Here is a 13,301-nt window from a genome sequence, read left to right on the forward strand (position 1 = left end):
CGACGAGGATGAAGATTTCGAGCGCGCTTCAGATATTCCTGGCCAATGCGCCCGACCATGCAAAGGCCTGGATGGGATTGGCCCGAGGCGGCGAACGAAGCTGATCGTTTCGGCACCAAAACTGACGAGCGCGGGCATAGAGGCCCGCGCTCTTGCTTTATAGGCTTCTTTCATCGTTTGCATGAAAGGAGAATGAAATGAAACGCTTGCTCGCCGTTCTTGCCATTTTGAGTCTGCCGTCGGCCGCCCTGGCGTCGGACTTCAAGGTCGAGGTTCCGGCCTTTGCCGACGGCACGCTCAAGCCTGCGCAGTTTGCCGCTGGTATGGGCTGCACGGGCGGTAATGTCTCGCCGGTTGTCCAGTGGTCGGGTGCGCCTGAGGGCACCAAGAGCTTCGTCGTCACCCTCTATGACAAGGATGCACCAACCGGCTCCGGCTTCTGGCACTGGGTGGTCGTCGACATTCCTGCAGACGCCTCGTCGCTCCGGGAGGGTGCCGGCAACGATGCGTCCGCGCTGCCGGATGGGGCACATATGACCAACACCGATATGAGCGCGCCCGGCTTCCTCGGCGCCTGCCCGCCGCCGGGCGAGACGCATGAATACCGGATTACGGTCAAGGCGCTCAAAGTCGCCAAGCTCGAACTGCCTGACAATGCGTCACCGGCGCTTGTCGGCTTCATGTCGAACATGAACAAGCTCGCCGAAGCCAGCGTTGTCGCCAAGGGCGGCCGCTGATAGGTTTCGCGCAAAGGAGGGCGGTCGCGATGGATGCGCAATACCGGCACATGGTAGCTGAACGGCCAGGGATCGGCGCGACCGGCCACATCACCCAGGCGACGCGCCTGAACTTCACGTCGCTCACCACGACGCTGCCGATGATCATCATCGTCAGGCGTGGACGGAAGGTCATTCAGTCTCCGAACTATGCTTTCGAGCTGGAGGCGGGCGAGGCGATCGCCATCGCCCAGGGCCAAGTCTTCGACTTCGAGAATATCCCGGCGGAGGACGGTGATTACGAGGCCCGCTGGCTCGTGATTGATCCGGCTGCCATTGCCGCGTTCGGCGAACCGGAAGGCGCGCAGCCGGTGGCGCCGGCCCGGTTTCTAGGGAGGATGAGTCCCGGACTGTCAGACGCGTTCGAGAATGCGGTGCTCGCGCTGCAGGACGATGGCGACTTGCCTGATGTCGTCGTGCGCCATCGGGTCACCGAACTGCTCGCCTGGCTCGGTGCCTTCGGTGCGCATTTCTCGCTGCTCCTGCCGGACAGTTATGCGGCGCGCATCCGCCGGCTCGCCGGGCGACGGCTGGATCACGACTGGACGGGCCCGGAGATCGCCGGGCAGCTCGGCGTCAGCGAGGCGACGCTTCGCCGTCGACTGCAGGAGGAGGGTGCCAGTCTGCGCGAAGTGCTGACTGATATCCGCATGACGCATGCAATGCAGCTGCTGCAATCTTCCAACATGCCGGTCTCGGCCATCGCGGCGAGCGCCGGCTTCGAATCCCAGAGCCGGTTTGCGATCCGCTTTCGCAGTCGTTTCGGCTTTCCGCCCACGGCGGTGCGTGGGCAAAGGCAAACGGCGCAGCAGCTTGCGGCGGAGTGAGATCAGGCCTTTTGTTGGTGTCGGCGGCGCCGGTCACTGCGAGAAAGCCCACGACAGAAGCCGCGGGCCGCAATAGGCCTGTTGAAAGTTGACATCGGCGCGGCCAGCGCACCGCTCCCCCTCAGTGCTGGAACACCAGCTGGCCGTCCGGCTTGAAGATGCTTTGCAGCTCTTCAGGGGCCAGCCCATCGATGCGGCCAATGACGGCCTTGGCGAGCTCCCGGCCTGCGAGGCGGATATCCTCGAAGACGGACATAATTTCCGGCCTGATGAAGCGCATGAGGTCGGCCGGCTGCTTGGAGATCATGTCGATATCGCGGCCGACCTGGCGGCCGGTTGCGGCAATAGCGGAGGAGATCGCCACGGCGCCGGAGCTCGATCCGCAGATGATGCCGTCGGTTTCGGGGTGATCCCGCAACAGGGCCATCGCCGCCTGGTAGACGACCTGGAGCGGATCATGCACTGTCGCATCCCTGATAGGGACCTGCTCGCAGCCGAAATCCCGCAAACCGGCCGTGAAGCCTGCATGCATGTGGTAGTAGAAAGTGAAGCGCGGGGACGGCTCGAGGATCGCGATGTGGCGGCGGCCGCGCTCGGCGAGGCGGCGCACAGCCTCGTAGGCATAGGCCTCATTGTCGAAGTCATGGTATGGGTGGGCGACACCGAATTCCGTTCGGCCATGTGTGGCGAAGGGCAGGTTGCGCTCGATCAGCAGTTTTACCCGAGGATCCTGCGGCTCGATCGAGGACAGGATCACGCCATCGGCTGAGCCGGTGTCCAGAATATAGCGCACGGGAAGGATCGGATCACGATCGCGGCTGTAGGGCGTGACGATCAGATGGTAGTTCGTGGAGGCGAGGACCTCGGAAATGCCATAGACGATGTGCGAGGTGAGGCCCATCAGTTCTTCATCGATATTGAGGATGAGACTGATGACATTTGTCTTGCCGGTGCGAAGGCGCACGCCGGCGCGGTTCGGGTGATAGCCGATCTGGGTTGCGACCAGACGCACGCGTTCCTTGGTCTCCTGGCTGATGTCGGGCGCGTCCTTGAGCGCTCGCGAAACCGTGGTGACGCCAAGGCCTGTCATGAATGCGATGGTCTTCAGCGTCGGGCGCTCGCCCATCGGCAGCCCCAGAGCCACCGGTGCGGTGCTTCTCATTTCTCCGTTCCCCATATGTGCCGGATGTCTAAGGCAGATTCGAGCCAGACACCACTCTCCTCCACAGGAACTGGAAAAATCTGTAACGATACAGGAGAAAAGTCGAGCGATATTTGCGACCTGTTTCCAGATTTCTATCCTGCGGTGCAATAAAGCGCACTGCGAAAAAATTTTGCGCCTGCGAACATTATTTCGCATCTCAAAATAATTTAAAACATTTCAAGGGCCTGAGATATGCGGGCTTTGAGGAAAAATGAGGTGTGGATAAGGCAGAGTGAATTTAAACCGATTTAGAGAATTTTTTCCTGCGTATATGCGCCCTCAGGTTGTAGTTCATTACAAATGAAGAAATTTTCTGTTGCCCCGTTGCGTGCCAAGTTCAATTCGCATAAGTTTTTCCGGCAACGTTTCAGTGAACGTTTCTCTGAGGGAGGAGAACTCATGAAGGCTCGTTTTTTTGCGGCCGCGCTTGCGGCTTCCGTGGCATTTTGCACGGGGACTGCCCACGCCGTCGATCTAGAAGTAACGCATTGGTGGACGTCTGGCGGTGAGGCTGCCGCCGTGGCCGAACTCGCCAAGGCTTTCGATGCGACCGGCAACAAATGGATCGACGGCGCAATCGCCGGCGGCGGCGGCACGGCCCGTCCGATCATGATCAGCCGCATCACCGGCGGCGACCCGATGGCCGCCACCCAGTTCAACCACGGCCAGCAGGCACTCGAACTCGTCAAGGCCGGGCTGATGCTCGACCTGAGCGACATCGCCGAGCGCGATAAATGGAAGGAAATCATTCATCCTGCCAGCCTGCTTGATTCCTGCACGGTCGACGGCAAGATCTATTGCGTACCGGTCAACATCCATTCGCCCGAATGGCTGTGGCTCTCCAACAAGGCCTTCGAAGACGCTGGCGTGCCGGTTCCGAAGAACTGGAATGAGTTCGTTGCGGCTGCGCCGGCCCTCGAAAAGGCTGGCAAGATCCCGCTCGCGCTCGGCAACCAGCCCTGGCAGTCGAACCTGGCTTTCGGCGCGCTGACTGTCGCCGTCGCAGGTCTCGATACCTGGAAGAAGGTGAACGTCGAAAAGAACATGGACGTTGCCGGCGGCCCCGAGATCGCCAAGGTCTTCCAGGCTGCCGCCGAAGTCCGCAAGCTCGCTGCCAAGTCCAACGTTCAGGATTGGAACCAGGCGACCAACCTCGTCATCTCCGACCAGGCCGGTGGCCAGATCATGGGTGACTGGGCGCAGGGTGAATTCCAGGTTGCCAACGAAGTGGCCGGCAAGGATTATACATGCCTTCCGGGTCTCGGCCTGAACAAGTACCTCTCGACCGGCGGTGACGCCTTCTACTTCCCGAAGCTGAATGATCCGGAGAAGGAAAAGGCGCAGAAGGAACTGGCTGCCCTCATGGTGTCCAAGCAGGTCCAGGTCGCCTTCAACCTCAAGAAGGGCTCCCTGCCGATCCGCGGCGACATCGACATGTCCACCGCCAACGATTGCATGAAGCAGGGTCTCGAGATCCTCGCCGGCGGCAACATCGTTCCGTCGGGCGACCAGGTCTGGTCGCCGGATGTGCAGAAGCAGAACGAAGACTTGCTCGTTGAGTTCTTCAAGTCTGAAATGACCCCTGAAGATGCCCAGGCCAAGTGGGTTGAGAACCTGAAGAGCGGCGGCTGATCCGTTCGTCGAGTTCATTGCTGCCCGGGGGATGACCCCGGGCAGTCATCTTGCAGGGAGGACTATTCATGGCGCATGCCACGCGGCCCTCGCGGCTGTTCCGCAATCTCAACGGCAAGATCGCGGCGCTTCCGATGATCTTCACGACACTCGTGGTCTTCCTTGGCGGAACGATCTGGACGGTTGTCTATTCATTCACGAATTCGAAACTGCTGCCACGCTTGGATTTCGTCGGCCTCGCGCAGTATACACGTCTCTGGGGCACCAGCCGCTGGCTGATCTCCATCGAGAACATCTTCATCTACGGCGCGTTGTCGCTGATTTTCACCATCGTTATCGGCTTCCTGCTTGCCGTGCTGATGGATCAGAAGATCCGTTTCGAAGACACGTTCCGCACGATCATGCTCTACCCCTTCGCGCTGTCGTTCATCGTCACCGGTCTGGTCTGGCAATGGATCCTGAACCCGGAATTCGGCGTCCAGGCGATCGTACGGAGCCTTGGCTGGGCAAGCTTCACCTTCAATCCGCTCTACGACAAGGAAATCGTCATCTACGGTATCCTAATCGCGGGCCTCTGGCAGGGCACGGGCTTCGTCATGTGCATCATGCTGGCCGGTCTGCGCGGCATCGACGAGGATATCTGGAAGGCCTCGCGGGTCGATGGCATTCCGCGGTGGCGGACATATCTCTTCATCGTCATCCCGATGATGCGGCCGGTTTTTATCACGGCGCTGGTTCTCATCGCGTCGGGTATCGTCAAGCTCTACGATCTTGTCGTGGCACAGACTTCGGGTGGACCCGGCAATGCGTCGGAAGTTCCCGCCAAGTATGTCTATGACTACATGTTCCAGGCCCAGAATCTGGGGCAGGGTTTCGCAGCCTCCACGATGATGCTGCTCACGGTCCTGATCGTTCTGATCCCTTGGGCCTATTTGGAATTCGGCGGGAGGCGGAACAATGGTTGATCAGGCAATGTCCGGCCCGCGGGGTGCCAAACCTCGGCCAGTTCTCTCCCCGCGCAATATCATCCTCTACGGCCTCCTGATCCTGGTCAGCATGTACTACCTGCTGCCGCTCTGGGTGATGATGGTCACATCGCTGAAGGGCATGCCGGAAATCCGGATCGGCAATATCTTCGCCCCACCGGTAGAAATCACCTTCGAACCTTGGGTAAAGGCCTGGGCGACGGCTTGCACCGGGCTCAACTGCGACGGTCTTTCGCGTGGCTTCTGGAATTCCGTCCGTATCCTGGTACCGTCGGTGATCCTGTCGATCGCAATCGCTTCGGTGAATGGCTATGCTCTGGTGAACTGGAAGTTCAAGGGATCGGAAATCTTCTTCACGATCCTGATCTTCGGCGCCTTCATCCCTTATCAAGTGATGCTCTATCCGCTGGTCATCATCCTGCGTGAAATGGGCCTTTACGGCAGCGTCAGCGGCCTCGTCATCGTGCACTCCATCTTCGGCATGCCGATCCTGACCCTGCTGTTCCGCAACTACTTCGTGTCGCTGCCGGAGGAGCTGTTTAAGGCGGCGCGCATTGACGGCGCAGGATTCTGGCAGATCTATTTCCGCATCATGCTGCCGATGTCGCTGCCGATCTTCGTGGTCGCCATCATCCTGCAGGTCACGGGTATCTGGAACGACTTCCTGTTCGGCGTCGTCTACACCAAGCCCGACTATTATCCGATGACGGTTCAGCTCAACAATATCGTCAATTCGGTGCAGGGCGTGAAGGAATACAACGTCAACATGGCCGCCACGCTGCTTACCGGCGCGGTCCCTCTCATCGTCTATTTCCTGTCCGGACGCCTGTTCGTCCGTGGCATCGCCGCCGGCGCAGTCAAGGGTTAAGCGAATGTCCAACATTTCCGTTTCCATCAAGGACCTCTCACTCAGCTTCGGCGCCGTCAGCGTGCTCCAGAACCTCGACCTCGACGTCGCCGACGGCGAGTTCATCGTCCTGCTCGGCTCGTCCGGTTGCGGCAAGTCCACGCTGCTCAACTGCATCGCGGGCCTGCTCGAGCCGACCGACGGGCAGATCTTCATCAAGGGCAAGAACGTCACCTGGGAAGAACCCAAGGACCGCGGCATCGGCATGGTGTTCCAGTCCTATGCGCTCTATCCGCAGATGACGGTGCGCAAGAACCTCTCCTTCGGCCTGCAGGTCGCGGGCTTCGCCAAGGCGGAGATCGACAAGCGTGTGGCCCGCGCCGCCGACATCTTGCAAATCCAGCCGCTGCTCGACCGCAAGCCTTCGGCGCTTTCGGGCGGCCAGCGCCAGCGTGTCGCCATCGGTCGTGCCTTGGTGCGCGACGTGGACGTCTTCCTGTTCGACGAGCCGCTGTCGAACCTCGACGCCAAGCTCCGTGCCGAGCTCCGTGTCGAAATCAAGCGCCTCCACCAGTCGCTTCAGAACACGATGATCTACGTTACCCACGACCAGATCGAGGCGATGACGCTGGCCGACCGCATCGCGATCATGAAGAGCGGTGTGATCCAGCAGCTCGCCGACCCGGGCACGATCTACAACAAGCCGAAAAACTTGTTCGTTGCCGGCTTCATAGGATCGCCCTCGATGAACTTCCTCAGGGGCGAACTGGTTGGAGTCGATGGCGGCCTGGCCGTGCAGGTCGATGGCGTGAAGATTCCGGTCGCGGGCTACAAGGCGGACGAGGCCATGACCGCCGGCCGAAAGGTCGTGCTCGGCGTCCGGCCGGAACATATCGGCGTCGATGTCGCCGGTGCGGCGACTGCCTACGACGCTGTCGTCGACATCGAGGAGCCAATGGGCGCCGATAACCTCTTGTGGCTGAAGTTTGCCGGCCATACCGTCGGTGTCCGCATCGCCGGTTCCCGGCGCTACGCACCTGGAACGCATATCAAGCTTTCCCTCGACATGAGCTTGGCCTCGCTGTTCGACGCCGGCACTGAACTCAGGATCTAGAGTGTGTTGCAGCCAGCTGCAACATCCTTAAACGAGGGGTTTCCCGGACCCGGAGAATGACAATGCCCGCAACCACCCAAATCGATCTCGGTGGCGTCTGGTCACTCGTTTCCGAGGGGCAGCCCTCTGGCCTGACGATCACGATTCCCGGTGACGTCCATTCCGCGTTGCAGGGGCATGGGGTCATCCCCGACCCGTATTTCGGTGCGAACGAAGCCAAGGTTCAGTGGGTCGCGCACCAAGACTGGACGCTTGCCCGCACCTTCCAATTGGAAACGGGTGATCTGGACGGCAACTGGTATCTCGATCTCGATTATGTCGACACGGTTGCGACAGTCCGCGTCAATGGCGAGATGGTGCTCGAGGCGGACAATTTCTTCCGCCGCTATCGTCCCGAGGTGAGCGCCCATCTCAAGGAAGGCGAGAACACGATCGAGGTGATCCTGCATTCGCCGGTGCGTGCGGGCAAGGAAGTCTATGACCGTCAGCCTTTCGAGGTGCCGTGGAGCAAGAACTGCCCGATCCCTTATGGCAACATGCTGCGCAAGCCGGCCTGCGATTTCGGCTGGGACTGGAACATCGCGTTGGCGCCGATGGGGCTCTATGGCAGGGTCAAGCTCTGCAAGCTTGATCCGGCCCGCATCGAGCATGTGATGGTCAAGCAGATGCACCGTGCAGATGGCGGGGTCGAACTCGATATCGCGGTGACTCTATTTGCCGTTGATCCTTGCATCGTCTCGATCGATTTTGCGCTGGATGGCGAAAAAGTGCGTGTCGATTGCGGCGCTAATGCCGGCGAAACGCTCGTGCACCACATGTTCGTCATCGACCAGCCGCGGCTCTGGTGGCCAGCCGGCAGTGGCGAACAGGCGCTCTACGATATCGATGTCATCATTCCAGGCGATCACGTCCGCCGCCAGGTCGGCATCCGCAACGTCGAACTGTTGACAGATCCGGACAAAGCGGGAAGCCGCTTCGCCTTCCGCGTCAATGGTCGGGAAATCTTCTGCAAGGGTGCTAACTGGATCCCGGCAGACGCGCTCTATTCGCGCACCAGTCCGGCCAAAACCGAGGCGCTGCTGCGTTCGGCCACCGACGCCAACATGAACATGATCCGCATCTGGGGCGGCGGCTGGTACGAGCAGGACTGGTTCTACGACATCTGCGACCGGCTGGGGCTGATGGTCTGGCAGGACTTCATGTTCGCCTGCAATCTCTATCCGTGCTCGACGGATTATCTCGACAATGTCGCAGTGGAGGTGGATTACCAGGTTCGCCGCCTCTCGCACCATGCGTCGATCGTCGTCTGGTGCGGCGACAACGAACTTGTCGGCGCGATGGGCTGGTATGATGTTTCGCGCAAGGACCGCGACCGCTATCTCGTCGCCTATGACCGCCTAAACCGCACGATCGAGGTTGCGGCCAGGAGGGCCAACAACGAGATGATCTGGTGGCCGTCGAGTCCGTCCTGCGGCTATCTCAATTTCGGCGATGCCTGGCACGCCGATGGCTCGGGCGACATGCATTTCTGGTCGGTCTGGCACGAGAACAAGTCGTTCGACCATTACCGCACCGTCAAGCCGCGTTTTTGTTCGGAATTCGGCTTCCAGTCCTACACGTCGAATGTGATCGTCGACAGCTTCACCGACAAGAAGGATCTCAACATCGCCTCCCCGGTGATGGAGGTGCACCAGAAGAATGTCGGCGGCAACGAGCGGATCGCCGGCACGATGTTCCGCTATTTCCGTTTTCCCAAGGATTTCCCGAATTTCGTCTATCTCAGCCAGATCCAGCAGGGTCTGGCGATCAAGACGGCGGTGGAATACTGGCGGTCGCTGAAGCCGCATTGCATGGGCACGCTCATCTGGCAGCTCAACGACACCTGGCCGGTGGCCTCCTGGGCGAGCCTTGATTACGGCGGCAACTGGAAGGCCATGCACTACCAGGCGCGCCGCTTCTTCGCACCGGTCAGCGTCTTTGCGATCCCCTCAGAGGACGGCGAGACGATCGAAATCGCCATGGTCAATGACTCGACCGGCATTGTCGAAGTGACGGCGGACTTTTTCACGGTAGGCATGGACGGCGTGTCGACGCCGCTCACCCACGCGACCGGTACCTGCCGCCATGATGCGTCCTCGACGCTGCTGGCGATTCCGACGAGGAGCATCCCCGACGGATCTATCCTGATGTGGAACTTCAGTAGCCAGGACGGATCCGAGGGCAGGGGCCATCATGCCAACGGCACCTATAAGCAGCTCGAACTCGAGCCTGCGGGCCTCTCGGCACGCACGACCCGCAAGGCAGATGGCGCGCACGAGATCACGCTTGCCTGCAAGGGTCTGGCGCTGTTCGTGATGATCGAGGCAAACATTACCGGCCGCTTCTCCGACAATGCCTTCGACATGACGACGGGTGAGAGCCGCACCATCGTCTTCACGCCCGACGATGCCGGCGCCGTGGCCGAATTCACCATCCGTGACCTCCATTCCTGCCAGACGGCGGATTGAATCTGCAATCCGGGCGATCTCCCGCGCCCGCAATGAAGAGGACAGACCTATGACAGACGTTTCCTTCCAGCTCTACAGCGGCCGCAATTTCCCACCGCTTTCCGACCTGATCAAGCTTATCGGCTCGCTCGGCTATGCGGAAGCCGAAGGCTTTGGCGGCATCTATGGCGATCTCGATGATGCCAGCCTCAATGCGCTCAAGGCGGAACTCGATGCTGCCGGCGTGAAGATGGCAACCGGCCATTTCGGCATCGACCAGCTCGAGCAGCAGACCGAGAAGATGCTCAAGGTCGCCAAGACGCTCGGCATGGACGCGGTCTACTGCCCATTCATCATGCCCGACCAGCGTCCCACCGACGCTGCCGGCTGGACGGCCTTCGGCGCCCGACTCGATAAGGCCGGCAAGCCATTCAAGGACGCCGGCTTCGACTTCGGTTGGCACAACCATGACTTCGAATTCGTCGCACTCTCCGACGGATCGTTGCCGCATGACCGCATCTTCGAAGGCGGCCCAGGCCTGTCCTGGGAAATGGATGTCGCCTGGGTGGTGCGCGGCGGTGCCGATCCGCTCAAGTTCATCGACGCCTACAAGGACAGGATCACGTCCGCCCATATCAAGGACATCGCGCCGGCGGGCGAGGCGGAAGACGAGGGCGGCTGGGCCGATGTCGGCCATGGCACCGTCGACTGGCCGACCATCTGGCAGGCGCTGAAGGCTACCAAAGCCCGCCACTTCGTGGTCGAGCATGACAATCCCAATGACATCAAGCGCTGCGCATCGCGCTCGATCGCGTCCATCAAGGCATTCTGAGGATAGAACCATGACGAAAGAATATGGCGTCGGCATCATTGGATGCGGCAATATTTCGGCGGCCTATTTCAGGCTGATCCCGATCTTCAAGAACCTGAAAGTGTTGGCTTGCACCGACATCAACATGGAGGCGGCAAAGGCGCGCGCCAGCGAATTCGGCGTCCAGGCACAGGAAATCGACGATCTGCTCGCCAACCCCGCGATCGACGTCGTGGTGAACCTGACCATTCCGGAGGCGCATTACGCCGTTTCCAAGAAGGCACTCGAAGCAGGCAAGCACGTCTATTCTGAGAAGCCCTTCGTGCTCTCGATCGAAGAAGGCGAGGATCTGCGCAAGATCGCAGATTCGAAGGGCCTGAAGGTCGGTTCGGCGCCGGATACATATCTCGGCGGCTCGCATCAATATGCGCGCCACCTCATAGATTCCGGCAAGATCGGCAAAGTGACATCGGGCTCCGCCCACGTGCTCGGGCCGGGCATGGAAATGTGGCATCCGAATCCGGACTTCTTCTTCCGTCCCGGCGGCGGCCCGATCCTCGATATGGGTCCCTATTATGTCAACAACCTCGTCAACCTGATCGGCCCTGTGAAGCGCGTCGTCGCACTTGCCAACAAGGGCAAGGAAGAACGCATCATCTCCAACGGCCCGCGTACAGGCGAGAAGGTACCGGTCATCGTGGCGACCAATGTGCACGCAATCCTGGAATTCGTGAACGGTGCCCATGTCGCGCTGACGTCGAGCTGGGACGTCTGGGCGCATCGCCACCAGAATATGGAGCTCTATGGCACCGAGGGTGCGATCTTCGTGCCGGACCCGAATTTCTTCGGCGGCAAGGTCGAAGTCGCCGGTACCGATCGTGACCCGAAGGAAGTCGAGGTCTGGGATCATCCGATGACCGCGAAGAATTACGATTTCGACTGGGGCAAGCAGGCAAATTATCGCGGCGCCGGCCTCTCGGACATGATGAACGCAGTCGAGAACGGCGGCGACTATCGCTGCTCGCTCGACCGTTCGCTGCACACGATCGACGTGCTGACCTCGATCCTGAAATCGGCGGAAGAGGGCAAGGCGATCGATATCAAGACCACCTGCACCCAGCCCGCGGCGTTTGGGATCGATGAGGCGAAGGCGCTTCTGCGCTGAGGCGAAGACCCCGCCCCAAACCCTCCCCACAAGGGGGAGGGGCTTAACGCGCTGCACGACCTGGTCGTCTGGAAACGTTGCCATCTGCTGCAAGCTTGCTGGAGAGCAAGGGTGATTGTGAGGGTTAGTCCCTCCCCCTTGTGGGGAGGGGTTAGGGAGGGGTATTAGCCTCCTGCAGAAAGTCATTTTTTGGGAGATTTCCGCCATGGCCTGGCAACCCGCCGAGAGCAGATACGAAAAGATGAAATATAACCGACTTGGCAAGAGCGGGCTGAAGCTGCCGGCGATTTCGCTTGGTCTCTGGCACAATTTCGGCGGCGACACGCGGCACGACCTCAAGCGCGAGATCTGCCGTACTGCCTTCGACCTCGGCATCACCCATTTCGACCTTGCCAACAATTACGGGCCGCCTCCGGGCAGCGCTGAAACGGCGTTCGGCGAAATTCTGCGCACAGATTTCCGCGATCTGCGCGACGAGATGATCATCTCGTCCAAGGCGGGCTACGAGATGTGGAAGGGCCCTTATGGCGAATGGGGCAGCCGCAAATACATGATCGCATCCTGCGACCAGAGCTTGAAGCGCACCGGCCTCGATTACTTCGACATCTTCTATTCGCACCGCTTCGATCCGGACACGCCGCTCGAAGAGACGATGCTGGCGCTCGACCATATCGTGCGGTCGGGCAGGGCGCTCTATGTCGGCATTTCCTCCTACAATTCCAAGCGCACCCGCGAGGCCTACAAGATTCTCAAGGAACTCGGCACGCCTTTCGTCATCCACCAGCCGAGCTATTCGATGATCAACCGCTGGATCGAGGAAGACGGACTGATCGACACGCTCGAGGACCTCGGCCTCGGCTCGATCGTCTTCTCGCCGCTTGCCCAGGGCATGCTGACATCAAAGTATCTCGGCGGCCTGCCGGAAGGCAGCCGGGCGACGCAGGAAAAGTCGCTCAACAAGGATTTCCTGAACGAGAAGAATGTCGAGAACATCCGCAAGCTCAACAGCATCGCCGAGAAACGCGGCCAGACGCTGGCACAGATGGCGCTCGCCTGGGTGCTGCGTGGTGGCCATATCACCTCGGCGTTGATCGGTGCTTCCAAGCCGAGCCAGGTGGTGGATTGCGTGGCGGCGATCGACAAGCCCGATTTCACCAAGGCGGAGTTGGAGGAGATCGATAAATATGCCCGCGAGGCCGACATCAATCTCTGGGCCGCGTCCGCCGAACGCAAGGGGCCGGCGCGGAAGAAGAAGTAGCAGGGATACTCGCATCGGGCGCACCCCTCACCAAGTGCGCCCTGATGCTCGGCTTTGCTTCGCATGGGCTTACTATCCTCTCCCACAGGGGGAGAGGTAGGGTGCCACAAGCTCGGCTCTAGCTTGAGGCACCGATGGAGCCGCGAGTCTACCGCTCCCCCTGTGGGAGAGGATACGTAGGCCGGGTGAACGAGA

The 13,301-nt window shown here is 60.4% G+C and carries 11 protein-coding genes; 10 read left to right on the forward strand and 1 reads right to left on the reverse strand.

Going from position 1 to position 13,301, the window contains the following annotated elements; genetic code table 11:
• The first annotated feature begins 197 nt into the window (after window positions 1-197).
• Both AC2YI2_RS08950 and AC2YI2_RS08955 read left to right on the forward strand, forming a co-directional pair.
• The gene (locus AC2YI2_RS08950) at window positions 198-737 is read left to right on the forward strand and encodes a YbhB/YbcL family Raf kinase inhibitor-like protein (RefSeq protein WP_487386116.1); all 540 of its coding nucleotides are present in this window, start codon (window positions 198-200) and stop codon (window positions 735-737) included.
• 29 nt (window positions 738-766) lie between these two features.
• Window positions 767-1,603: a helix-turn-helix transcriptional regulator gene (locus AC2YI2_RS08955; RefSeq protein ID WP_487386117.1), complete on the forward strand. Its 837-nt coding sequence runs from the start codon at window positions 767-769 to the stop codon at window positions 1,601-1,603.
• Between the two features lie 121 nt (window positions 1,604-1,724).
• Here AC2YI2_RS08955 and AC2YI2_RS08960 read toward each other — a convergent pair whose 3' ends face one another.
• Window positions 1,725-2,765, reverse strand: coding sequence for a LacI family transcriptional regulator (locus AC2YI2_RS08960; protein ID WP_487386118.1), 1,041 nt, complete (start codon window positions 2,763-2,765; stop codon window positions 1,725-1,727).
• Window positions 2,766-3,206: 441 nt separating this feature from the next.
• Between AC2YI2_RS08960 and AC2YI2_RS08965 the strand changes: the two genes are divergently transcribed.
• The 8 genes from AC2YI2_RS08965 (at window position 3,207) to mgrA (ending at window position 13,106) form a co-directional block, all read left to right on the forward strand.
• Complete coding sequence (locus AC2YI2_RS08965; protein WP_487386119.1) at window positions 3,207-4,439, forward strand: ABC transporter substrate-binding protein; 1,233 nt, start codon at window positions 3,207-3,209, stop codon at window positions 4,437-4,439.
• A gap of 68 nt (window positions 4,440-4,507) precedes the next feature.
• Window positions 4,508-5,404, forward strand: a complete 897-nt coding sequence (locus tag AC2YI2_RS08970; protein ID WP_487386120.1) for a carbohydrate ABC transporter permease — start codon at window positions 4,508-4,510, stop codon at window positions 5,402-5,404.
• Window positions 5,397-6,293: a carbohydrate ABC transporter permease gene (locus AC2YI2_RS08975; protein ID WP_487386121.1), complete on the forward strand. Its 897-nt coding sequence runs from the start codon at window positions 5,397-5,399 to the stop codon at window positions 6,291-6,293. Before AC2YI2_RS08970 ends, AC2YI2_RS08975 begins: the two co-directional genes overlap by 8 nt.
• Before the next feature lie 4 nt (window positions 6,294-6,297).
• Window positions 6,298-7,386, forward strand: coding sequence for an ABC transporter ATP-binding protein (locus AC2YI2_RS08980; protein ID WP_487386122.1), 1,089 nt, complete (start codon window positions 6,298-6,300; stop codon window positions 7,384-7,386).
• A gap of 56 nt (window positions 7,387-7,442) precedes the next feature.
• Entirely contained in the window at window positions 7,443-9,893 is a 2,451-nt protein-coding gene (locus AC2YI2_RS08985) for a beta-mannosidase (protein ID WP_487386123.1), read from the forward strand.
• Window positions 9,894-9,942: 49 nt separating this feature from the next.
• Window positions 9,943-10,704, forward strand: coding sequence for a sugar phosphate isomerase/epimerase family protein (locus tag AC2YI2_RS08990; protein ID WP_487386124.1), 762 nt, complete (start codon window positions 9,943-9,945; stop codon window positions 10,702-10,704).
• A gap of 10 nt (window positions 10,705-10,714) precedes the next feature.
• A complete protein-coding gene (locus tag AC2YI2_RS08995) occupies window positions 10,715-11,848 on the forward strand; it encodes a Gfo/Idh/MocA family protein (protein ID WP_487386125.1) in 1,134 nt (377 codons plus the stop codon).
• 205 nt (window positions 11,849-12,053) lie between these two features.
• Window positions 12,054-13,106 (forward strand): L-glyceraldehyde 3-phosphate reductase, encoded by a 1,053-nt coding sequence (gene mgrA / locus AC2YI2_RS09000; RefSeq protein WP_487386126.1) that lies wholly within the window; start codon window positions 12,054-12,056, stop codon window positions 13,104-13,106.
• The last annotated feature ends 195 nt before the right edge of the window (window positions 13,107-13,301 follow it).

The sequence above is a fragment of the Rhizobium sp. SRI_017 genome (assembly GCF_057586295.1).